This window comes from Intestinimonas butyriciproducens (genome assembly GCF_004154955.1).
Classification (GTDB): Bacteria; Bacillota; Clostridia; order Oscillospirales; family Oscillospiraceae; genus Intestinimonas; species Intestinimonas butyriciproducens.
Genome location: NZ_CP011524.1, coordinates 1,923,971 through 1,946,934 on the forward strand (window position 1 = coordinate 1,923,971; position 22,964 = coordinate 1,946,934).

Annotated in this window: 19 protein-coding genes and 1 riboswitch; of the genes, 15 read left to right on the forward strand and 4 right to left on the reverse strand. The window is 60.7% G+C overall.

The window, feature by feature from the left end:
• Window positions 1–5 precede the first annotated feature (5 nt).
• The 6 genes from SRB521_RS09620 to SRB521_RS09645 all read left to right on the forward strand — a co-directional run bounded on the left by SRB521_RS09620 (window position 6) and on the right by SRB521_RS09645 (window position 5,976).
• The gene (locus SRB521_RS09620) at window positions 6–1,343 is read left to right on the forward strand and encodes a 2-hydroxyacyl-CoA dehydratase (protein ID WP_116721756.1); all 1,338 of its coding nucleotides are present in this window, start codon (window positions 6–8) and stop codon (window positions 1,341–1,343) included.
• Window positions 1,344–1,348: 5 nt separating this feature from the next.
• Complete coding sequence (locus tag SRB521_RS09625) at window positions 1,349–1,873, forward strand: GNAT family N-acetyltransferase (RefSeq protein ID WP_116721757.1); 525 nt, start codon at window positions 1,349–1,351, stop codon at window positions 1,871–1,873.
• A 4-nt stretch (window positions 1,874–1,877) separates the two neighbouring features.
• Window positions 1,878–2,687, forward strand: coding sequence for a hypothetical protein (locus tag SRB521_RS09630; RefSeq protein ID WP_116721758.1), 810 nt, complete (start codon window positions 1,878–1,880; stop codon window positions 2,685–2,687).
• Window positions 2,688–2,717: 30 nt separating this feature from the next.
• Window positions 2,718–4,064 (forward strand): MATE family efflux transporter, encoded by a 1,347-nt coding sequence (locus SRB521_RS09635; RefSeq protein WP_083630869.1) that lies wholly within the window; start codon window positions 2,718–2,720, stop codon window positions 4,062–4,064.
• Between the two features lie 111 nt (window positions 4,065–4,175).
• The gene (locus SRB521_RS09640; RefSeq protein WP_116721759.1) at window positions 4,176–5,159 is read left to right on the forward strand and encodes a hypothetical protein; all 984 of its coding nucleotides are present in this window, start codon (window positions 4,176–4,178) and stop codon (window positions 5,157–5,159) included.
• 136 nt (window positions 5,160–5,295) lie between these two features.
• On the forward strand, window positions 5,296–5,976 hold the full coding sequence (locus SRB521_RS09645; protein ID WP_116721760.1) for a dihydrofolate reductase family protein: 681 nt from the start codon (window positions 5,296–5,298) through the stop codon (window positions 5,974–5,976).
• Between the two features lie 149 nt (window positions 5,977–6,125).
• Here SRB521_RS09645 and brnQ read toward each other — a convergent pair whose 3' ends face one another.
• Entirely contained in the window at window positions 6,126–7,424 is a 1,299-nt protein-coding gene (brnQ, locus tag SRB521_RS09650) for a branched-chain amino acid transport system II carrier protein (protein ID WP_116721761.1), read from the reverse strand.
• 136 nt (window positions 7,425–7,560) lie between these two features.
• Window positions 7,561–7,747, forward strand: a riboswitch (cobalamin riboswitch).
• Between the two features lie 135 nt (window positions 7,748–7,882).
• Between brnQ and SRB521_RS09655 the strand changes: the two genes are divergently transcribed.
• From SRB521_RS09655 to SRB521_RS09695, 9 genes are read left to right on the forward strand one after another with little or no spacing between them, the layout of a single operon-like run.
• Window positions 7,883–9,385: a nitrogenase component 1 gene (locus SRB521_RS09655; protein WP_116721762.1), complete on the forward strand. Its 1,503-nt coding sequence runs from the start codon at window positions 7,883–7,885 to the stop codon at window positions 9,383–9,385.
• Complete coding sequence (locus SRB521_RS09660; RefSeq protein WP_116721763.1) at window positions 9,382–10,563, forward strand: nitrogenase component 1; 1,182 nt, start codon at window positions 9,382–9,384, stop codon at window positions 10,561–10,563. The genes SRB521_RS09655 and SRB521_RS09660 overlap by 4 nt, the downstream gene beginning before the upstream one ends.
• Window positions 10,560–11,345 carry a nucleotide-binding protein gene (locus SRB521_RS09665; protein ID WP_116721764.1) on the forward strand — a complete coding sequence of 262 codons (786 nt, stop codon included), beginning with the start codon at window positions 10,560–10,562 and terminating at the stop codon, window positions 11,343–11,345. Before SRB521_RS09660 ends, SRB521_RS09665 begins: the two co-directional genes overlap by 4 nt.
• Window positions 11,333–12,202, forward strand: a complete 870-nt coding sequence (locus SRB521_RS09670) for a radical SAM protein (protein WP_075703682.1) — start codon at window positions 11,333–11,335, stop codon at window positions 12,200–12,202. Before SRB521_RS09665 ends, SRB521_RS09670 begins: the two co-directional genes overlap by 13 nt.
• 45 nt (window positions 12,203–12,247) lie before the next feature.
• A complete protein-coding gene (locus SRB521_RS09675; protein ID WP_033117065.1) occupies window positions 12,248–13,270 on the forward strand; it encodes an ABC transporter substrate-binding protein in 1,023 nt (340 codons plus the stop codon).
• A 49-nt stretch (window positions 13,271–13,319) separates the two neighbouring features.
• Entirely contained in the window at window positions 13,320–15,212 is a 1,893-nt protein-coding gene (locus SRB521_RS09680) for an ABC transporter substrate-binding protein (protein WP_116721765.1), read from the forward strand.
• Between the two features lie 13 nt (window positions 15,213–15,225).
• Entirely contained in the window at window positions 15,226–16,320 is a 1,095-nt protein-coding gene (locus SRB521_RS09685; protein WP_242943910.1) for a FecCD family ABC transporter permease, read from the forward strand.
• Window positions 16,321–17,085: an ABC transporter ATP-binding protein gene (locus SRB521_RS09690; RefSeq protein WP_033117064.1), complete on the forward strand. Its 765-nt coding sequence runs from the start codon at window positions 16,321–16,323 to the stop codon at window positions 17,083–17,085.
• A 38-nt stretch (window positions 17,086–17,123) separates the two neighbouring features.
• Window positions 17,124–18,152, forward strand: a complete 1,029-nt coding sequence (locus tag SRB521_RS09695; protein ID WP_075703677.1) for an ABC transporter substrate-binding protein — start codon at window positions 17,124–17,126, stop codon at window positions 18,150–18,152.
• 76 nt (window positions 18,153–18,228) lie between these two features.
• Here SRB521_RS09695 and SRB521_RS09700 read toward each other — a convergent pair whose 3' ends face one another.
• The 3 genes from SRB521_RS09700 to galE form a co-directional block, all read right to left on the reverse strand.
• Window positions 18,229–20,271 (reverse strand): oxidoreductase, encoded by a 2,043-nt coding sequence (locus SRB521_RS09700; protein ID WP_075705408.1) that lies wholly within the window; start codon window positions 20,269–20,271, stop codon window positions 18,229–18,231.
• Between the two features lie 188 nt (window positions 20,272–20,459).
• Window positions 20,460–21,953, reverse strand: a complete 1,494-nt coding sequence (galT, locus tag SRB521_RS09705; RefSeq protein WP_075703675.1) for a UDP-glucose--hexose-1-phosphate uridylyltransferase — start codon at window positions 21,951–21,953, stop codon at window positions 20,460–20,462.
• Window positions 21,950–22,948: a UDP-glucose 4-epimerase GalE gene (galE, locus tag SRB521_RS09710; protein WP_075703674.1), complete on the reverse strand. Its 999-nt coding sequence runs from the start codon at window positions 22,946–22,948 to the stop codon at window positions 21,950–21,952. Before galE ends, galT begins: the two co-directional genes overlap by 4 nt.
• Between the last annotated feature and the right edge of the window lie 16 nt (window positions 22,949–22,964).

Genomic DNA, 22,964 nt, shown 5'->3' on the forward strand with positions numbered 1-22,964 from the left:
CTGTTATGGCAGAATTGGTCTACGACAAAACCGGACGCCTCCTCTTTACCAAGGAAATGAAGGAGGAGTACACCCTCCTGGTGCCCCAGATGCTCCCCATGCATTTTGCCATGCTGGTGCGGGTCATCCAGACCATGGGCTACAAGGTAGAAATGCTCAACACCTCGGGAAAGAGTATCGTTGATTATGGACAGAAATACGTCCACAACGACGCCTGCTATCCCGCGATTCTGGTCATCGGCCAGTTGATCGACGCGGTGAAGAGCGGCAAGTATGACCCCCACAAGGTGGCCCTGGTCATCACCCAGACCGGCGGCGGCTGCCGGGCCTCCAATTACATCCACATGCTCAGGAAAGCCCTGGAAAAGGCCGACCTTGCCTATGTTCCCGTGATCTCGGTGAATATGTCCGGCCTGGAAAAAAACCCGGGCTTCACCCTCACCCTTCCCTTTATCCGCAAGGCCCTCTACGCCGTCTTCTACGGCGACCTCATCATGAACGTATCCAATCAGGTCCGCCCCTATGAGATCACCCCCGGCGATACCGAACGGGCCATCCAGGCGTGCATGGACTTCCTTCTGGACGATATGGGCCGCGGCAAGGGCATGAGCTACAAGTCCATGGTCGCCAATTTCGACCGCATCATCGACCGCTTTCAGGCAATCCCCGTCACCGGGGAGGAAAAGGTCCGGGTAGGCGTGGTGGGAGAGATTTATGTCAAATACTCTCCGCTGGGCAACAACAGTCTGGAGCAGTTTCTCCTCTCCGAAGGCGCTGAGCCCGTGGTGCCCGGCCTCACCGACTTCGTCATTTTCAAGATCTACAACCGGGACGTAGATGTGGACCTCTACGGCGGCAAGTGGATCAAACAGAAGTTCTGTCAAATATTCGCTGGCTACATCAAAAAGTATCAGCGCGCTATGATCGACGCACTCAACCGCTCCGGACGTTTCCGGGCACCTGGGGATTTCGACGAACTGCACCACTATATCAAGGGCTATCTGGGCGACGGCAACAAGATGGGCGAGGGCTGGCTCCTTACGGCTGAAATGCTGGAACTCATCCATACCGGTGTACCCAACATTGTCTGCACCCAGCCCTTCGGATGCCTGCCCAACCACATCGTGGGCAAGGGCATGATCCGCAAGCTCAAGGATGACTACCCCTGGAGCAATATCGTGGCCATCGACTACGACCCGGGCGCCACCAAGATCAATCAGGAAAACCGCATCAAGCTGATGCTGGCCAACGCCCGCACCCTGGCCCGCCAGCATGAGGCCCAGGTATCCGGAGGGGCGGAGGGAGCCTCCCCCGCCCGGGAGACCGCAGGGGCAGTGGGCTGAGCCGGATGGAGTCCCTGCATTTCGTCGACGCCTGTACCAGCGAGCATTTTTTCACCATGTCCCGTATCCACGCGCTGGGCTGGCGGACCACATATCAGGATGCGGTGCCGGCGGCGTATATGGCCCGGGAAATCACGGACGATCGCTGGGTGCCTTCCTTCCGCGACAATTACGAATCTGGGCGCTGTCACGGTCTTCTCCTTTACAACGGGAACAACCCTGTGGCCTGCTGCAACTATGGCCCGGCCAGGGCGGAGGACGGCGCCTATTCCGGCTGGGGCGAAATCATTTCCTTCTACGCCCATCCGGCGGAAAAGGGGAAGGGATACGGCGGGCTGCTCATGGAGGAGGCGCTCCGCCGCCTGCGGATATCCGGCTTCTCCCGGTGCTATGTTCTGGTCCTCCGGGAGAATGAGAACGCCCGGCGGTTTTACTCTGCCCACGGCTTTGCCTGGGACGGCACCCAGGTGGAGATCCCCTTTCCGCCGGACACCGTCTGTATTGATCTCAGGTATGCAAGGGAGCTGTGACACAATGAAAAAATGCGCTTGGTTGCTGACTGCCCTGTTTCTTTTGGCAGGCTGCATTAGAGAGGAGCCCGCTCCCATCTGGACGCCCTCCCCCGCATCTCCCACCCCCTCCGCAGCCGTCTCGCCGGAGCCGGAATCGGCCTGGTGGGAGAGTCTAACGGAGGAGGACCTCCCAACCGGCCTGGCCTCTCCGGACCAGTTGGATGCGTTGGGGGAAGAGGAGGTCCTGCTGCTGGGCCGCACCGCCGTCACCTCCCTCTACGTTCTGGGCGGTGACAGCGGCATCCTCCTGCTGCGGAATGGGCGCCTCTCCCACTTTGGCCAGCAGGTCTCGCCAAAGGACTCATTATCCCTTCCCGAGCTCTACCAATGGGATTACGACGGCGACGGCTTGGACGAGCTGGCGGTGCGCTACCTGATGGAGGCGGAGGGCGATCAGATCGTTTACGACCTGCATATTTACGACTGGTCGGACGAGACCTGTACCGATCTCCCCGTCACTAGGGATGCCTGTGCCGACAGGGCTCTGGCAGCGGTGACCAGCGACTACGATTCCGGCAGCGGTACCCTTACCCTCTCTTACGGGGACACCAGCGCGGTCTATCGCTTCCCGGAGCAGTACCGTCAGTCCCCGGGCAGGATGTCCTTTGCTACCAGCTTTTTCCGGGAACAAAACGGTGTGTTTACCGTTATTCTGGGCGCCAGAGCGGAGTCCACCGGCGCGTGGTTTGCCAATGTTTTGGCGGACATCGAATATGACGGGGCGGATTTCACCCTCCGCAACCTCCGGGTGGAGCCCACCACCGTGGTGTGACCTCCGCCTTCCCGAAAGGATGGTCTAGGTTTGGACGAAAACAAGATGGGGACCATGCCAGCGCGCCGCCTCCTCCTCCATATGGCTTGGCCGATGATGCTCTCCATGTTCATCCAGGCCCTTTACAACATGGTGGACTCCATGTTTGTCTCCTGGATGAGCGGCGAGGCCTTTCAGGCGCTGGCACTGGCCTACCCTGTGCAGATGTTCATGATCGCCGTCTGCGTGGGCACCGGCGTGGGCGTCAACGCGCTTCTGTCCCGCCGCCTGGGAGAGCAAGACAGAGCCGGGGCCAGCGCCGTGGCTATGAACGGTGTTTTCGTTTATCTTCTCTCCTGGCTGGTCTTTCTTCTTTTCGGCCTCTTTTTGGCCCGGCCCTTCATGGGCTTTTTCACCTGCGACCCGTTGATCACGGACTACGGCGGCATCTATCTCTCCATCGTCACCTGCTGTTCTGTGGGGATCACCATGCAATTCGCCACCGAGCGCATTCTGCTGGCCAGCGGCGATCCTTTGGGACCCATGATCATCCAGGGCATCGGCGCGGTGCTCAACCTGATCCTTGACCCCCTTCTCATCTTTGGATGCGGCCCCGTTCCCCCTCTCGGCGTTGCGGGCGCGGCGCTGGCCACAGTGTCGGGACAGCTTCTGGGGATGACTGTGGGCTTTTTTCTCGTGTCCGGACGGAAGGACCTCTCCCTCTCTCCCCGGCGCTTTCGCCCCAGCGGAGACGTCATTCGGGAGATCTACCGCATCGGGCTGCCTGCCATCGTGATGCAGTCTCTGGCCACCTTTATGACCTTGGGGCTCAATAAAATCATGGCCCTCTTCTCTGAGAGCGCCGTCTTTATTCTGGGCGTTTACTTCAAGATCCAATCCTTCATCTTTATGCCGGTATTTGGGCTCAACAACGGGCTCACCCCTGTGGTGGGATATAACTACGGCGCCCGGAGCCGGGGCCGCATCGTGGCGCTGATCCGCTTTGCCCTGGAGATCGGCGTGGTCATCATGGCGGTGGGTACGCTTTTGCTGGCTCTCTTTCCCCACCGCTTTCTCCAGCTCTTCCACGCTGAGAGCAACGTCCTCGCCACCGGCGTGTCCGCGCTACGGATGATCTCCTCCGGCTTTGTCTTTGCCGGGGTCTCCGTGATCCTATGCGCCGCCTTTCAGGCCATGGGAGCGTCCATGCTGAGTCTGGCGGTCTCACTGTCCCGTCAGTTGGTCCTGATCCTGCCCGCAGCGCTACTGCTGGGCCATTTCTCACCACGCTTTATGTGGCTGTGCTTCCCCATTGCGGAGCTTCTCTCGTGCCTGCTGGCGCTGCTTTTCTACCGCAAGGTCTACCGCGAGAAGCTTGTGCCCATGTCGGAGAGATGAGTTTCGTTTCCTGATTGTTATAACTTTGTAGTTGTTTTCCGCGCATAGAGCGGGTATAATCTACAAATGAACCATTCTGTACGCCTGTGAACGGAAGGGAGGGCCTTCCTTTTGAGAAAGCTTTTTCTGTTGTGTGCCGCCTGCCTGCTGGTTCTGGCCGGCTGTACCAATGACCCTGAACATGGATCCTCTACCCCCGCCCCTGACGCCGGAACTGTTACCCCTGTGGATACCCCCACCGCCGCACCCTCCGCCCCGACCACCGCGCTCCCCGTGGAGTCCACACCCCTTGTCTCCCCCACGGCCGCGCCCGCCACTGACACCGCCGTTCTTCCGGAGCCCTCTCCCGATGTGAGCCAGCCGCCCCTGCCGGAGGAGACCTTCGACCCGGACGCGCTGACCCTGGATGACTTTCCAACTCAACTGATAACCAGCGGCACCGCAGTTCTGGAGGGCACCGAACCGCTCTACCTCATTGCCCAGATTCCCGACCACGACACTTGGCTCTACGGCCTCAGCGGCGGCTACGGACTCATTCTCCGGGTGGGCGCTCAATGGAAGAACCTGGATCTGGGTTATCTTACCCCCCGCGCCGTTCTGCCCGCCATGGCCTACGGCGATTTCGACGGAGACCTGGAGCTGGAGCTGGCTCTGCTGGTCTACACAGACTCTGGTACCGGCGTGAGCATCTGGGATCTCCACATCATTGAATTTGAGTCCGAGACGCTCTGGACAGATTGTTGGTTTGCCCCGCCGGATTATCAGGCCATTCTGTCTCAGATCGTGACCTATACCCATGACCCGTCGGTCGGCGGGGTTACCATCGCCGCCGGGGAGAGCCACCGGTTCCAGCCGGACCCCGCTCTGCAGCAGGACGGCCTGACGCCTGGCGCTTTCCAGACCGGCCAGTGCGGGGACGGCATCGTCAGTTTCTCTGTCTCCGGCGACGCCATCCGCGCCGATTTCGGTGTCTCCCTCTTCTATGAAAACATCGTTCCCTCCGTGGAAGCGGGCAGTGTGCAGGCCGACGTCATCTTTACCGGCTCCGCTTTCGGCCTGGCCAATTTCATGGTTGTAGCGGACGCCCCCGCATAATAGAAAGGAAGGGGCGGAACCGTCTGGTTGGGAGGACCTGCCATAAGGAAGCTAACACCCGCCGAGAAGAAGCTGCTTTTCGGCGGGTGTTTCTTTATAACGATCTCACCGACAACTCGGAGTTAGGAGAGATAAAATGGATAGACCGATCACAACGCTGTTTATGCTTATGTCTGTTGATGGAAAAATCAGTACAGGGGCAACAGATGATTTAGATGTAGACAGAGATTTCCCTAAAATTGTGGGCGTTCAAGAAGGACTGCACCAGTATTATGAGATAGAGCAGACAACCGATTTGTGGTCGCTCAATTCTGGCAGAGTACAGAAAAAGATGGGCGTCAACTCGAAGGAAATGCCGAATAAGTCGCCTGTTTCCTTTGTAATCATCGACAACAATCATTTGAGCAAACAAGGTATTCGCTATTTTTGCGCCCGCTCAAAAAAATTTGTGCTGGTCACATCCAACGCAGACCATCCGGCATTTCAGGTGAATGAGGACAACCTTCATATCATCTGTCAGAGCAAGTTGTCTTTGCCTGATGCACTTGCAAAACTCAAGTCAGAATATGGCTGTGAGAGAATCACCATACAAAGCGGCGGTACATTAAACGGGCTGTTTCTTCGGGAAAAGCTGTTTGATTATATTGATATTGTTATTGCCCCCATTTTAATTGGCGGCAAGGATACATCCACACTGATTGACGGGAAATCTTTGCTATCAGAAAGTGAATTATCCCAATTGGGTGTGCTGAAATTGCAAGAATGTATGGTCTTGGAAAACTCGTATCTCAGATTGCGTTACCAGGTAATCCGCTGACAACTTCCAGTTTACTGCTCTTTCCCACGAGCACTTTCCCCGAAAGTGTCATAGTGGGTTACACACTATAAACAGGGCAAGGCAGACCGCAATGGTCTGCCTTGCCCTTAACTTCTTTATGAAGCCTTACCCTTCCGCCATTCCTTTTTTTATTGTTTTCCTCTTTCCGGCAGCAGGACGCCCACCAGAATACCCAGGAGAGCCGGGATCACCCAGCCCAAGCCAATGGAGGCCAGAGGCACCGCGTCCAGGAGCGGGATTGGGACTCCCAGATCCTTTAGCGCAAAGAGGACGCTGCACACACCGGTAACCGCCACAGGGACCGAATAGGCGCAGCGATGCTCCGCCAGCCGCTTCTGAAAGAAGGAGAGCGCAATGAGCACAATGGCCACCGGGTAGATCGCCCCCAGAACTGGAACGGATATCCGAAGGATAAGGTCCAGCCCGGCATTTGCGATCGCCATGCTTACCACCGCAAACATCGCGGCCCATCCCCGATAAGAGAGTCTGGGCCAGAGCAGGGAAAAATACTCGCCGCAAGAGCTGATGAGCCCCACACAGACATTGAAGCAAGCAATGACAAAAATCGCCGCCAGCAGTAGGCTGCCGGTTTTTCCAAACAGGGCGGGAACAATATTGGTCAGCACCACCGCGCCGTTGGCGGCCCCCGGGAAAGCCCCTCCGGACAGCGCTCCCACGTGGGCCAGCATGGAATAGACGGCCAGAAGCATGGCGCCGGCGATCCAGCCGGCCCGGACCGTACTCTTCACCACGTCCTCCTCCCGCTCCACTCCCATGGCACGGATATTCAGGGAAATGATGATGCCGAAGACCAAGGCAGCAATGGTGTCCATGGTCTGGTAGCCGTCTAGGAAGCCTTTCGCCACGGGATTTGCGGCATAGGCCGCATCCTGGGGCGGTCCGTAGCCCTCCAGCGGATTTACAAGACAGCCTACGAAGGTGACCACGATCAGCAGGATCAGAATGGGGCACATGACCTTGCCCAGGCGATCCGTCAGCTTCTCCGGACGGAGCGCCACCCACAGGGAAGCGGCGAAAAACACCAGCGAATAGAGCAGTTGAAGCAGCCCGAGGGGGGCGTCCGGCCCCGCAAAGGGAGGGACCGCCATCTCAAAGGAGGTGCTGGCCGTTCTGGGAATGGCCAGACACGGGCCAATGGACAGATAGGCCAAAATGGTGAACACCCGTGAAAAGAGTGGATGTACCCGGTTCCCCAGCGCGGCAAGTCCCCCGGACCGTGCCACCGCCACCACGCCCAGCACCGGCAGTCCCACTGCGCTGAACGCCATTCCCAGCATGGCGGGCCAGGTGAGCGTTCCCGCCTGCGCGCCGACTCCGGGTGGGAAAATCAGGTTCCCCGCGCCAAAAAACATGGAAAAAAGGGTGAATCCAACCAGCGCCTGGCGTTTTCCACTGAGCTTTTTCATCGCGCTCCTCCGTCCGACCGAAATCTCACATCTTTAGGAATTTATTATACCGGAGTATTCTCCCATTGTAAACAGGCCGTTTCGCCTGTCCGTGAGATTCTATGAAAAAACTCTTGTGCTTTCGATCAGAAAGTAGTATATTGTCATATGTACAAGTTCCGGTTTTTACCGGTGAAAATGGAAGCGGGTGAGAATCCCGCGCGGTCCCGCCGCTGTATGCGCATCAGGCCCCTCCATTGTTGCCACTGAGAATGTTCACATTCTTGGGAAGGCGGAGGTTTCGCTGCGTAAGCCAGAAGACATGCTTGTATATCTCTTGTCTGCTTGCGTGGAAACGAGCCTGGACAGAGTTTCAGTATGGAGCCGTTTTGCTCTCATACTGGTTTTTTGCGACGAATTCGGGTCGCATAGCCGTAACGGCTATGCGACCCTTTTTATTTTTTCAGAGGTGATTCTGCATGCACCAGCCCTTCTTTGACGATCTTCGCACCCTGATGTATCCCTCCGCCCTGCTTCATACCTTCGGGGTCAACGGGAAGGTCTCCGGCAGTGTGGGGGCGGCCGGAGAGATAGGCGGCGGTGTGGTCGTCATACTCCACGGCCCAAGGGGCTGCGGCTTTCACTACCGGCACTCCGCCAGGCGCCGGCACCAGCCCTTTTACCCTCTGCTGTGCTCCGACCTCACGGAGCGCGAGATCATATGCGGTGGAGCGGACGCGCTGCGCCGCACCGTCTCGGAAGCTTGGGATCGCTACCGTCCCGCCCTCATTCTGATCGTCCCCACCCCTGTGAGCGATATCTTGAACGAGGACATCCGCGCTGTGGCGGAGGCGTCCCGCACCCAGGGGATTCGGGTGGCTGCCGTCCAGTCGGAGCTCTTCTCTCACCGGGACAAAAACTATTCCCGCACGCGGGTGCGGGAGTTGGCCCGTCAGAAAATCACCGGAGACAACCGTCTGGAACTGGAGCTTAAGGGGTGCGGCTTTACGGAGGTGCTCTGGGCCCTGGTGGAGCAAGTGATGGAGCCCCAGCCCCCCCTTCCCCGCAGCGTGAATATTGAGACGGTGGGCTGGGGGAGCGAGGGCACCCTGGTCCTGAAGGAAATCGGTTCTTTTCTGGGCCAGTGCGGCATCACCGTCCACTGCTGGATCCCCAGCGCACCGCTGGAACTTCTGATAACGGCGCCGGCCGCCCGGCTCAACCTGGTCAAACGAGTCCGCTGGGCCCGGAGGATGAAGGAAAGGTTCGGCACCGACTATCTCCATCTCGGCGGCGCCGGACGCTATACGGGCCTGGAGGGTATCGCCCTCTTTTACCGTGATATCGGGGAAAAGCTGGGCCTTCTGGACGAGATGGAGCCCCTTATCGCTACAGAAACGGAGAAGGCGCTGGCCCAGACCGAAACGGCCCGCCGCACACTGGCGGACTACCGCTGCGCTCTGGTGTGCCGCGGGCTACAGACCGCTCCGCTCCGCCTCAAGCTGTATGCCAGCCTGGGGCTGCCGATCAGCCACATCTGTCTGATCCTGACCCCCGAGATGCGCCGCGAGATGGCCCTGACTCCAGAGCTGGAGGCACAGCTGATGGACCGGATTCAGGACGCCGCGGGGCTTTATGCCGGCGGCAGCCCCATCCTGCTGAATCCCGGCGAGGCGGAACTGCGTGAGGTCTTTGCCGTTGTGGACGCGGTGGTGGGCACGGGGGACGTTACCCTGGAAGGGCTGGGCGCGCCCCTGATCCCCGCTATGAGCGAGACCGTCTCCCTCTCTTTTGAGTCCTATGTCCGGAACGTATTCCGCCTCTGTGACCGACTGTCCGCCCGCACCGCACGGGACGAACTCATTCTGAACCGGATGCCCTTTCAGACCCGCCATTACCCCCTGTATGACGGCTCTGAAAGTCTGTGGGCCAAAGAGATGTGGGAGCGCATGTGGCTCTATCGAAAGGAAAATGTGCAATGAAAACGGCGGACGGCTGCAAACTCTTTGGCGCGCACCAGGCCCTTACCGGTATCCAGGGCGGCGTGGTCCTGCTCCACTCGGTGGTGGGGTGTAATTTTGGCTCTATGGCTTTCCATGCGGCCTGTGATATGGCGGACATCCGCCAGACCTGCACGGTCATCAGCGACAGCGATGTGATCTTCGGCGGGGAGGAGTCGCTGTCCCGCGCCCTGCGTCACGCGGAGGAGCTCTGCTCCCCTGAGGTGATCTTCCTGGTGACCGGCTGCGTCAGTGATATCATTCAGGACGATGTCCATTCGGCGGCAAAGGCCTTTCAGAGGCGGGCCAGAGTGGTGACCGTGGAGGCCGCCGGCTACCGCGGCGGGTTGGAGGACGGCTATGAGGCCGCACTGACCTCCTTGGCTGAGCTCATGTCCCCCCTCCCCACCGCGGAAACTCCCGCCATAAACCTGCTGGGGCTGGGTGCAGACGACCATCGGGCCGGCCCGGACCTGGAGGCCCTCCGGGGCCTGCTCCATGGCAAGGTCCGCCTGAACACCGTACTCTCCCGCTGCTCGCTGGAGGAGCTGCGGCGCGCCCCGTCGGCAGGGCTCAATGTGGTCCTGGGCCGGGGCGTGGGCTTGGCCCGTGAGATGGAGCGGCGGTTCGGCATTCCCTTCGAGGTGTTGGACTATCCCTACGGCCTTACCGGTGCCGAAGGGCTCTGGCATTGTCTGGAACGCCGATTCGGGCTGGATTTTTCCGAGGAGCGCGCCTCCTTCCGCCGACGGACCGCCGAGGGACTTCGCCCGGTCTACTCCTATCTTCAGGCCCTCTATGGCATGCCGGTCTCCCTGATTGGCTCCGGCGCCCGGAGCCGGGGCATGGCCCGCTTTCTTATCCGCGAACTGGGGATGGAGGTGGCCTGCCAGGCGGAGCGCGAGGCACTGACCGATCTGGAGGACTTTTTCGACAGGGTCCGCGCCTCTGAGACCGCCGTACTGTTTGGTTCGTCTTTTGAGGCGGAGCTGGCGGAAGAGTTGGAGATCCCTCTGCTCCGCTATGACTACCCGGTTTTTGACCGGCTCTGCGTGACCTGCCGTCCCTACGTCGGCGCAGAGGGGACGCTCTGTCTGACGGAGGACCTGCTCAACGAGATCATGGGGACGCGGAATCAAAAGGGGGCGCTGTACCAGTGAAAAAGATCTGTGTCTACGGCAAGGGTGGCATCGGCAAGTCCACCACCGTGGCCAACGTGGCGGCCGCGCTGGCAGAGGAGGGTCTGCGGGTCGCCGTGGTGGGCTGCGACCCCAAGGCGGACTCCACCCGGTGCCTCATGGGCCGCCGGATCCCATCCGTACTCGACCAGCTTCGGACCAGCTCTGCCGCTCCGGTGTCCTTTACCGGATACCGGGATATCCTCTGCGTGGAGTCGGGCGGGCCGGAACCCGGCACAGGCTGCGCGGGCCGGGGCATCGTGGCCGCCCTTCGTGAGATCCAGGACAGGGGCCTGCTGGAGGACAGAGATGTCGTCCTCTACGACGTCCTTGGAGACGTGGTCTGCGGCGGCTTCAGCATGCCTCTGCGGGAAGCGATCGCCGATGACGTGTACCTGGTGACCACTTCAGACTTTATGGCCGTCTATGCCGCCAACAACATCTGCCGGGGCGTTAAAAAATATGCGGAAAGCGGCGGCGTCCGCCTCTCCGGAGTGGTCTACAACGGTCGGAGCGGACGGGATGACCCGTCGGTGGCCCTGCGTTTTGCACGCCTGGTGGGAACGGAGCTGGCGGGCGAGATTCCCATGAGCCCCCTCATCGGCAGAGCAGAGCTGGAACGTCGGACCGTTCTGGAGGCGTACCCGGACAGCCCGGTAAGCCAGAGCTTCCGCGCCTTGGCCAGCCATATGTATGCCCGCGGCGCCCGCTGCATCCCTACCCCGCTCTCCGACGAGGAGGTGGAGTCCCTGTGCCGGGGCTGACGGGTCCGGCGGCGGAGCACCCCTGTTTCAGCGGTGGGGCCCATCGCCGGTTCGGGCGCATCCACCTGCCGGTGGCCCCGCGGTGCAATCTCCAGTGCGCCTACTGCGACCGCCGCTATGACTGCCCCAACGAATCCCGCCCCGGCGTGACCTCCTCTCTCCTGACCCCGAAGGATGCCGTCCAGCGGACCGCCCTGGCCCTGGCCCGGGAGCCCCGCATCCGGGTGGCCGGAGTGGCCGGCCCCGGAGAGCCGCTGGACAACCCTGAGACCTATGAGACCTTTCGTCTGCTCCGCCGCCGCTTTCCTGCACTCACCCTTTGTGTGAGCACCAACGGGCTGCTGCTGCCGGACCGTGTGGAGGCGCTGACGGACTGCGGCGTGCGCACGCTCACCATTACGATCAACGCCGTCCACCCCGGACCTGCGGCGGCGCTTTATTCCTCCGTGCGCTGGCGGGGCACCGTCCTGCCTCCCGAAGAAGGCGTTCCCCTTCTCCTGTCCAGGCAGCGCGAGGGTCTGGAACGCGCGGTCCAGGCCGGTTTCACCGTAAAGGTGAATACCGTTTTGGTCCCCGGCGTCAATCAGGATGAGATCCCCTCCATTGCGGCCCTGGCCGGAGCGGCCGGAGCCGCACTGATGAACATCACACCCCTCATCCCCTGCGGACTTCTGGCCGGGCGGGCTCCGCCCACCCCCGCCCAGCTGCACCATGCGCGCCGCCTGGCGGGCGCCCACCTCCCCCAGTTCACACACTGCCGGCAGTGCCGCGCTGACGCCTGCGGCGTACCCGGTCTGGAAGCCAAGGAGGCGCCGTCTGGATCACATCCAGTTTTGAATAGATCCCGCACCCTTTGAGGTGCAGAGGCAGCAATCGACCTGGTAAAGAGAAGGAGTATGTATATGAAAAAAACGATATCCCTGTTCCTTGCCCTGGCTCTGGCACTCAGCTTGGCCGCCTGCGGCGGGCAGACCGCCCAGAGCCCCGCTCCCACCCCGACGGCCGTGCCGGAGTCCCCGGCGGCGGAAGCCCATTATCCCGTCACCATCACCTCCTACAATGAAAACGGAGAAACCTATACCCAGACCTTTGACCAGTGCCCCGAGCGGGTGGTGAGCATCTCCCAGGCCAATACCGAGCTCCTGCTGGCCCTCGGCCTGCGGGATAAGATCATCGCCACCGCCCACCGCTTCAGTCCGGTCTATGAGCCCCTCGCGGAGGAATATAACTCCATCCCCTTCATCGCAGAAAAGGGATACCCCGCCAAGGAGGTGGTGCTGGACCAGGAACCCGACATGATCGTGGGCTGGGGCTCCCTCTTCGCGGAGGACGCCCTCGGCCCTGTCTCCGAGTGGAACGACCGCGGCGTGGGTACTTATCTGATGAATAATACCGTGTCCGGCCTTGGAAACCGTACGGTGGAATTTCTCTACGACGACATTGAAACGCTGGGGCAGATCTTTGACGTCGAAGATGCGGCGCAGGCCATGATCGACGATATGAAGGCACGGATCGCCGCCATCGGCGAGAAAATCTCCGCACTCCCCGACGAGCAGCGGGTCCGGGTTGTCACCGTTCAATACGTCTATGAAAATGAATTTCTGGGCCGCGGCGGCACCGATTTCAACCGGGATCTTACCGAGCTGGCCGGCGGCATCCAGGTCAACGACAACGGCGAACAGAGCATGGAGGTCCTCATCGATCTGGACCCGGACGTGCTGGTGATCCTGGACCTCTCCTCCTCCCCCGCCCAGGAGAAAATCGACGCCATCAAGGCAAATCCCACCCTTCAGAACATCAAAGCCGTACAAAACGACCGGTTTGTCGTGCTGGATCATGCCGCCTTTTACTGCGGCGGACCCCGCACGGTAGAGGCCATCGAAACGCTGGCCGCAGCCTTCTATCCCGACCTCTTTTCCGCTTGAACCACCGGCTCCAACCGGTCTTTCATAGAGATTCAAAGGAGTATGAAACATGAAAAAACTGGTATCCCTGATCCTTTCCCTGGCCCTGGTATTCAGCCTGACCGCCTGCGGCGGACAGACCGCCCAGAGTCCCGCCCCCACGCAGTCCCCTGCGCAGTCCGACGCTGTGGAGGGCCCCGTCACAATCGAAAACGGCGGCCGCACCCTCACTTTTGGAGAGGTCCCCCAGCGGGTGGTCTGCCTCAACATGCAGATGACCGAGATGATGCTGATGCTGGGCCTGGGCGACAAGGTAATCTACACCTGCTACACCAACGCAGAGCCCTTGGTCCAGATCAAAGACGCCTTCAACGCCATTCCCCTGCTGAGCGAAAAGTACCCCTCTACGGAGGTCCTGCTGGGCGCTGAACCCGACTTGGTTCTGGGACAGCGCTTCGGCTTCACAGAAGACAAGGCCGGCACCGTGGAGACGCTGGCCGATCACGGCCTGCCCGCCTATGTCTCCGAGGGTACCCTGGCCTCTGAGGAAAAGATCGAGAACATCTATCTGGATATTGAAAACCTGGGCAAGATCTTCCGGGTGGAGGGCCGCGCCGAGGCCCTCATCGGCGAGATGCAGGACAAGGTGGCCGCGGTGGCGGAAAAGACCGCCGGTGTGGAGGACAAGATCACCGTCTTTGTCATGGACTCGGTGAAGGAAAATGAGATGTACACCTGTGCCAAGTCTATGGAGACCGAGGTCATCAAGCTGGCCGGCGGCGTCAATGTCTGTGAGAACGACAGTGCCGAGCAGTGGTTCTATGTCTCCGCCGAGACCCTCATTGATAAGAATCCCGACGTCATCCTCTTTAACCAGTATGGCTCCACCCCTGTGGAGGAGAAGATCGCGGCCATCACCTCCAATCCGGCCCTGGCCAACGTGGACGCCGTGAAAAATCGCCGCTTCATGACCACCGTGCTCCAAGACGTCAACGAATCCGTCCGTGTGGCCGATACCGTGACCCGGTTCGCCCACTCCTTTTACCCCGAACTCTTTGAGCAGTATCCTGTCACCATCACCTCTTACAATCAAGAGGGGGCCCTTTACGACCAGACCTTTGACGCCTGTCCCAGCCGCGTGGTCTGCAACCAGCCCCAGGCCATTCAGCTCCTGCTGGCCCTGGGTCTCGGCGACAAGATCGCAGGCGCCTGCCGGAGCGTGGGGGACGTCAATGAGAAGTATACCGCCTCCTTTGAGGCCCTCAACTTCATCAGTGACAACGACAGTCCTTCCAAGGAGGTCGTGCTGGACCAGGACCCCGACCTCATCATCGGCTGGGGCAGTACGTTCGGTGAGAGCACCCTGGGCCCCGTCTCCGACTGGAACGGCCGCGGCATTCACACCTATATCGTGGACAACAGCGCTTCCGGCGGCGACAATCCCCAGCCTCGCACCGTGGAGCGGCTCTATAACGACATTGAAAACTTCGGCAAGATTTTCGGCATCGAGGATCGGGCGCAGGCCATGATCGACGATATGAAGGCCCGCGCCGCCAAAATTGCCGAGCGGGTGGACACCCTCCCCGAGGAGGAGAAGGTGACGGTGCTCACGGTGCAGATGGTCTATGAGAATGAGTTCTTCGGCCGCACCTCCACCGACTTCACCCACGACCTTATCGAAAAGGCCGGCGGCATCTGCCTGGACGAGGCTTTCGACAAGCAGAGCATCGAAAACCTCATCAAGCTCAATCCCGACGTCATTGTGGTTATCAACCGCACCGATTCCCCTGCTCAGGAGAAGATCGACTCCTTGAAGGCCAATCCCTCCCTGGCTTCTGTCCCCGCGGTGGCCAACGACCGCTTTGTCAGCCTGGACTATGTGGACTTCTACGGCGGGAATTACGAGACCATCGACACCATCGAGCATCTGGCCCAGGGATTCTATCCCGACCTGTTCCAGTGAGGAGGACTGCCCTGTGAGCCGGCGTGATGACGCCTTCCCCACGCTCCGCCGCCGCTTCCCGCTGGGGCCGGTCACCGCGGCGCTGCTGGTCCTGCTCGTCCTCTCTGTGGTGGTCTCCATCACCTTCGGCCCCGTACATATTGAGTCCGGAGAGGTGACCCGTATTCTTTCCTGCAAGTTCGCCTCTCTGTTCTCCTACAGCGTACCCGGCGCGGAGGAGGTCCTCTCCTCCTCCCGGGCGGACATCATCTGGAACATCCGCTTCCCCCGTGTCCTGATGGCGGTGATCGTGGGCGCGGGTCTGTCCGTCTCCGGCGTGGCAATGCAGGCGGTGGTCCGCAATCCCCTGGCCAATCCCTACGTGCTGGGCATTTCCTCCGGCGCCTCCCTGGGTGCCACCATGGCCATTCTCCTGGGCGCCTTTACTGTGTTCGGCAACTATGGCGTATCGGTGGGCGCCTTCCTTGGGGCGCTGCTCACCTCCCTGTTCGTCTTTACCATCGCCTTTTCCGGGAAATCCAGGGGCAACACCATCAAGCTTCTCCTGGCCGGCATGGCCATCAACGCCATCTGCTCCGCCTTTACCAACTTTATCATCTACACGGCCAAGGATGCCGAGGGGATCCGTTCCGTCACCTTCTGGACCATGGGAGGGCTCACCTCCGCCTCCTGGAACCTGCTGGGTATTCCCGGCGTGGTGGTACTGGTGGGCGTTGCCTTCTTCCTCACGCAGTTCCGGGTCCTCAACACCCTGCTCATCGGCGACGAGTCCGCTCTCACCCTGGGCATTAACGTGACCGCCATCCGGCGGGTCTATCTGGTGGTCTCCTCCGCCCTCACCGGCGTGGTAGTGGCCGTGTCCGGTACCATCGGCTTCGTGGGGCTCATCATCCCCCATGTGGTCCGCATGGTGGTTGGCTCCGACCACCGCAGGGTGACGGTGATCTCCGCCATTGTGGGCTCCATTTTCCTGGTGTGGTGCGACGTGGTGGCCCGGATGATCCTGGGCAATACCGAGCTGCCCATCGGCATCGTCACCTCCATGATCGGCGGGCCTTTCTTTGTGTGGCTGATGCTGACGAAATCCTACGGATTTGGAGATGAATAGATGGATATACGTGCGGAACAGGTGGCCGTCCGGCTAGGCGGCAGGACCATCATTGAAAACATCGACATGGAGGTGTCCAACCGGCAGTTCGTGGGGATCGTGGGTCCCAACGGCAGCGGGAAATCCACCTTCCTCAAGACCATTTACCGCGCGCTGAAGCCCTCGGGCGGCAGCGTGTGGCTGGACGGCAGGCCCATGGATCAGGTCTCCCTGCGGGAATCGGCCAGGATGCTGGGTGTCATGACCCAGATGAGCACACTCAACTTTGACTTCCGCGTGGAGGAGGTCGTACTGATGGGGCGCACGCCCCATAAAAAGCTCATGGAACAGGACGGAGCCGAGGATTACCGCCTGGCCCACGAAGCCCTGGAGAAAACCGGCATGGCAGAGTATGCCGACCGGAAATTCAACACGCTCTCCGGAGGTGAGCGCCAGCGGGTGCTGATGGCCCGCGCGCTCACCCAGCAGCCCAGGGCCATGATCCTGGATGAGCCCACCAACCACTTGGATATCCAGTACCAGCTCCAGCTTCTGCAGACCGTGCGCGCCCTGGACATCGAGATCTTCGCTGCCATGCACGATCTGAACCTGGCCCTCGCGTACTGCGACAAAATCTATGTCATGAGCCAGGGCCACATCGTGGCCAGCGGGCCTCCGGTCCAGGTCCTCACCGCCGCGCTCATCCGCCAGGTGTTCCATGTGGAGGCCCTGATCACCGATATGCCGCAGTTGGGGCGCAAAAACATTGTATTCCTGTCCGCATGAGCGGAGAATGACAGAAAAGCAGAGAAAGGAACGATTCTATGAAAACCACCTCCAGGCTCTTGGGACTGTGTCTGTCCCTGTCCATGCTCTTCGCCCTTCCGGCCTGCTCCGGAGGGCAATCCGCCTCTTCCGCTCCGGCGGAGACCACCCCCGCCCCGACCGAGTCCTCCGCCGCAGAGGAGAGTCATTATCCCGTCACGGTCACCACCTACAACCAGAACGGCGAAGAGGCGGAACAGACCTTTACCAAATGTCCCGAGCGGGTGGTGAGCATTTCGCAGGCCAACACGGAAATGCTGGTCAGCCTCGGGCTTTCCGATCTCATTGTGGCCACCGCCCACCGCACCAGTACCCCTTGGCCCGAGACTGCCGCGGAATATGAGTCCCTCAATTTCCTGGCGATGGACGACTATCCCTCCAAGGAGGTCGTGCTCTCTCTGGAGCCCGACCTCATCGTGGGCTGGGGCTCCCTCTTCGCCGACGACGCGCTGGGCGCCACCTCCGACTGGAATGACCGCGGCATCAACACCTATCTGATGAAAAACACGGTCTCCGGTCTGGGTAAGCGGAACTTTGAATTTCTGATCCAGGATATTGAGAACTTCGGCAAGATCTTTGACATCGAGGAAAAAACAGACGCACTGGTGGCCGATATCCGCTCCCGGCTGGCCGCGGTGGAGGCGCGCACGGCCGATATTCCTGAGGATGAGCGGCCCACCGTGCTCACCGTACAGATGCTCAAGGACAATGAGTGGTTTGCCCGGGCCGCTACCGACCTCACCGCCAATATCATCGAACTGGCCGGCGGCAAGTGCTTGGACGAGGAGTACGGCTATGCCAGCATGGAGGTCCTAATCGACAAGAACCCGGACGCCATCCTGGTCATCGACCGCGAGACCAAGCCCGCCGCCGACACCATTCAGGGCCTGCTGGACAATCCCGCCCTACAGGAAGTCACCGCCATCAAGAACCAGAATTTCTATACCATCACCCATGTCTCCTTCTACTGCGGCAGCATGCAGACTATCGAGGATATCGAGGGTCTCTCCGAGATGCTCCACAAGTGACCGCCGCTGTGGTCTAGATAGAGCCGCCCCGTCCAGCCTGTGCCGGACGGGGCGGCTCTATTGTCTCTTTCTGACCTCACATGGCCTCCGCCAGGTCCACCGCCTGTCGGATGGCGTCCATCACCTTTCCGATCTTCTCCGCGTCGCCTATGATATGTACGTGCTCCATGGAGCCCGCAAGCGCCTCATAGAGTCCGCGATTGCAGATGCTGCCTACACAGACGACCACGGTATCGCAGGGGATGCGCAGCTCTGCCGGCCCGCTCTCACCCTCCGTCTCAAGGACCGCCTCCGTGTCGGTGAGCTCCCGCACCTTGGAAGAGGTATACTTTTTAACGCCCAAACGCTTCAGGTCCCGCAAGACAGGCCCTGCGCATCCGGGGTCAAAGCCGTTTCCGATCTTCTGCGCCATCTCTACAATCGAGACGCTTCGGCTGGATGTGTTCAGCAGGGCCGTAATGGTCTCGATGCTTTCCGCCCGCTCCTTCATCAGGAACTTCAGCAGCTCCGCAGACAGGCTGCCCCTGTCCGCCAGATACTGCGCCACCTCGCATCCCACGGCGCCGCCACCGATGACGACCACATTTTTGCCGGGCATGACCTCCCGGCTCAGGACCTGTCCTGAGAGTACCACAGGGATCTTTCCCGTGCTCTTGATCGGGAGCGCGCGGGGCACGGCGCCCGCCGCGATCACCACCTCATCAAAGCCGCCTGACCTGATCTCCTCCGCCACAGCGGTATGGCTGAGCTCCACACGGATCGCCCGCTTTTTCAGCATGGCCTCATAGTAGTCGATGAGGGTCCTGAACTCGCCCTTGGATATCGGTGCGCAGGCCAGGTGGAGCTGCCCCCCGATCCGCCCGCTCTGCTCCCAGATCGTTACCTCGTGCCCCCGTTTGTCCGCCTCCAGGGCAAACTCGCAGCCCGCCGGACCGGCTCCCACCACGAGGATCTTTTTTCTGGTCCCCGGGGCCTTCGGAGTCTGATAAAGATACTCCCGTCCGGCCCGCGCATTGATGAGGCACTCCACCGGCCTGCCAAAAAATGATCGGGCCAGGCACCCCTGATTGCATCCCAGGCAGCGTCTGATCTCGTCCTGCCGCCCCTCCGCCGCCTTGCTGGGCCACTCCGGATCGGCCAGCAGTGGACGCCCCAGGCAGATCATATCCGCCCGGCCCAGCGCCAGGACCTCTTCACAGACATCCGGATCGTTGTTTCGGTTGGATGCCATGACCGGGATATATACGGCCGCCTTCACCGCTGCGGCCAGATACGAGAAACCGGACCGCGGCAGGTCCCCGGTGATTTGCGGGACAATGGATTCGTGCCAGCCGCCGGTCACATTGATGGCGTCTACCCCCGCCTCCTCTGCTGCCTTGGCAAACCGTACCGCGTCGGAGCAGTCGGTGGCGCCCGGGATAAAAGCGTTTCCGGTGATACGGATGGTAACGGGGAAGTCCGGCCCTACAGCCTCCCTTACCCTTCTGATGACCGCAAGAGGGAACCGGCACCTGTTCTCCCAGCTCCCTCCGTATTCGTCCTCCCGAAGATTGGTGGTGGGCGAGAGGAACTGGCAGATCAGGTACCCCGCCGAGCCCAGTATCTCCACTGCGTCGAAGCCCGCCTTTTTGGCCCGCACCGCCGCCTCCGCCCACTTCTCCTCCACCTCGTGGATCTCGGCGACGGTCATGGCCCGGGGCGTCTCCCTGGTATAATTCGAAAATACGGCAGAGGGGGCCCAGGCCTCTTTCCCGGTATTCTTCTGCTTGGCGTATCGTCCGGCGTGGTAGAGCTGCACCGCAAGCTTTACATCAGGCGCAGCGCCGTGGACTGCATCGGTAAACGCTCGCCAGCCTGGGATATCGTCGTCGGCGCGCAGGCTCATCATATCCAGGCTGTAGCCATAATCGTCTATCCGGCAGCCGCCGGCAATGATCAGTCCCACTCCGCCCTTTGCCCGCTCGATGTAGAACTGCTTGATCCGCTCATTCACATGGCCATCCTTGCAGTAGGCCAACTGGATGGGGGCCTCTACGATCCGATTTTTTACCGCCATCCCGTTGATTTCAATTGGGGAAAACAACCTTTTATACTCCACTTGCTCTTTCTCCCTTCCCATCTCGTCTATTCCCACATAAAAAAACGGATAATTATAATCAATATATAACAATCCTTCCAAAGATGCAAGATAGAAAAGCGCCCTTTGTCCGGATTCATTCAAAGCGAGTCCGGCAGGACCCATGCATGGGAGCGCAGCAGGGCCCCGGACGGCCGGTACCGTCCGGGGCCCTGTCCCCTTTTCCGTTTTTATATCTGCTCCACAAACCGCAGGAATGCCGCCCGGCCCTCCGCCGTGCGCTTGTACACCCCCGCGTGTTCCAGCACCTGAGCGAACACCAGGCCGGTCTCCTTCTTCACAATGTCCAGGGCATTCTCAGCCGTGATATCATACTTGCCGCGGAACGCCTCGGCCCAGTCCGCGTGCTTGGCGGTGCGCGCATCGGCCCGGAGGTCCGCCCCTTCCGCCAGAGCCTCCGCCAGCACAGAGAGCTCCTCCTTCAGCCGGGCGGGCAGCACCGCCAGACCCATGACCTCGATCAGGCCGATGTTCTCCTTTTTGATGTGGTGGAGCTCCGCGTGAGGGTGGTACACGCCCAGGGGGTGCTCCGGAGTAGTGATATTGTTCCTCAGCACCAGGTCCAGTTCATACCGGCTTCCCCGCCGCCGGGCGATGGGCGTGATGGTATTATGGGGCTCGGCTTCCGTCTCCGCAAAGAGGAACACGGCTTCGTCGCTGTACACCCTCCAGGACTTCAAAATCCGGTCGGCCACGTCCACCAGCCGCGCAGGGTCCTCGTGGGAGAGGCGCAGCACGGACATCGGCCACTTGACGATTCCCGTCTCCACATCCTCATAGCCGCGGATGCATACCTGGGTCTCCACCGGCGCTTTCTCCATGGCGAAGGTATAGTGTCCGCCCTGGAAGTGGTCGTGGGCCAGAATCGATCCCCCCACGATGGGCAGATCGGCGTTGGAGCCCACAAAATAATGGGGGAACTGCCTCACAAAGTCCAGCAGCTTGGCAAAACAGGCCCGGTCGATCCGCATCGGCACATGCTCCCTGTTGAGGCAGATGCAGTGCTCATTGTAGTAGACATAGGGGGAGTACTGCAAGAACCAGGGACTGCCGTTGATGGTAATGGGAATCATGCGGTGGTTGCCGCGGGCGGGGTGGTTGACCCGTCCCGCATAGCCCTCATTCTCGGCGCAGAGCTGGCACCGCGGATAGGCCGAGGCCGGTAAATTCCGGGCAGCGGCGATGGCCTTGGGGTCCTTCTCCGGCTTGGAGAGATTGATGGTGATATCCAGCTCGCCGTACTCTGTCGGGGCGACCCACTTCACATCCTTTGCGATCCGATCCCTGCGGATATAGTTGGTATCCTGGCTGAACCGGTAATACCAGTCGGTGGCACGCTCCGGGCTTTCTGCGTAGAGCGCCCGGAACCGCTCAATGACCTGCGCGGGCCGGGGGGTGAGCCGTCCCATCAGCATGGTGTCGAAAAGATCCCGGTACACCACCGAGTCCTCCGGGAGCACCCCGCGGGCGTGGGCGTCATCCATCAGCTCTTCCAGCACAGCCGGAAGGTCGATCTCCCCCTCCGGGGACCCCGTGGGCTGGGTGTAGCTGTCCAGCTTCAGTGCCTCCAGGATGGCGTTTACCGCCCATATGCGCTCGCAGGGGTCCACCAGGCCGGTCCGCTGGGCATAGCATGCCAGCTTATCTACCGCCTCGTCGATCATGCCTTCTCCTCCTCATATCCGTTGGGATGGCTCCTGTGCCAGCTCCAGGCCGTAGAGAGGATGATCTCCAGCTCGTCATATCGGGGAGCCCAGCCCAATACCGCCTTTGCCCTCTCGGAGGACGCCACCAGTTGTGCCGGGTCCCCGGCCCGCCGGGGAGAGACCTGTGCCGGGATCGGATGCCCGGTCACGGCACGCGCGGCGTCGATGACCTCCTTCACCGTAAAGCCGACACCATTGCCCAGATTGAACACATCGCTCTCTCCCCCCCGGAGCAGATGATCCAGCGCCAGGACATGCGCCTGGGCCAGGTCGGTGACGTGGATGTAATCCCGCACACAGGTGCCGTCCTTTGTGGGATAATCCTCGCCGAAAATGGACACATATTCCCGCTGCCCGTTGGGCACCTGGAGGATGATGGGCACCAGATGTGTCTCCGGGTTGTGGCCCTCGCCAATGGCCCCAGAGGGATGGGCGCCGCAGGCGTTGAAATACCGCAGAGCCACATATTTGAGCCCATGGGCGCGGGATACCCAACCCATCATGCGCTCCATGGCCAGCTTGGTCTCTCCGTAGCAGTTGGTGGGCGAAGTCGGGTCCGTCTCCAGAATGGGCACCCGTTTCGGCTCGCCGTAGGTGGCCGCAGTGGAGGAAAACACGATCTTGTCCACTCCGTGGGCCACCATGGACGATAGCAGCACCGTGGTGCCGCAGAGGTTATTGTCATAATACTTCAGGGGATCCGTCATGCTCTCCCCAACCTGGGAGGATGCGGCGAAGTGGACCACGCCCTCGATCTGCTCCTCCTCAAAAATCCGGTCCATGGCCGCCCTGTCCCGGATGTCCGCCTGATAGAAGCGGGCCTTGGGATGGACCGCCTGCCGGAAGCCGGTCTGGAGGTTGTCCGCCACCACTACGTCCCGGCCCGCGTCGATGAGCTCATACACGGTGTGAGAGCCGATATATCCGGCCCCGCCCAATACCAAAATTGCCATAGATGACCTTCCTTTC